Source organism: Terrabacter sp. 01T434, assembly GCF_056398545.1.
On sequence record NZ_JBFTPP010000034.1, the window covers coordinates 1 to 487 of the forward strand.

A 487-nucleotide genomic window follows, 5' to 3' on the forward strand; every position below is an offset into this window, starting at 1 on the left:
TAGATGTACTGCGCGATCGGGGTGGAACCGACGAAGCCGATGGCCTGGACGCGTGGGTCCTCCAGCAGCGCGTCCACGGCCTCCTTGTCGCCGTTGACCACGTTGAACACGCCGTCCGGCAGCCCGGCCTCGGTGAACAGCTCGGCCAGCCGCAGCGGCACGGAGGGGTCCCGCTCGGAGGGCTTGAGGATGAAGGAGTTGCCGGCGGCCAGGGCCGGACCGGACTTCCAGAGCGGGATCATGGCCGGGAAGTTGAACGGCGTGATGCCGGCGACGACGCCGAGCGGCTGCCGCATCGAGTGGACGTCGACGCCGGTCCCGGCACTGTCGGAGAACTCGCCCTTGAGCAGGTGCGGGGCACCGGCGGCAAACTCGACCACTTCGATGCCGCGCTGGATGTCGCCCTTGGCATCCAGGAAGGTTTTGCCGTGCTCGGAGGACAGCAGGGTGGCGAGCTCATCCATGTTCTGGTTGACCAGGTCCACGA

At 67.8% G+C, this 487-nt stretch carries 1 protein-coding gene; it reads right to left on the reverse strand.

All coding sequences use genetic code 11. The features are described from left to right. Positions 1 to 487 (reverse strand): aldehyde dehydrogenase family protein (locus AC1DIW_RS21870; RefSeq protein WP_478110924.1); only part of this gene is annotated, 487 nt, incomplete at both ends.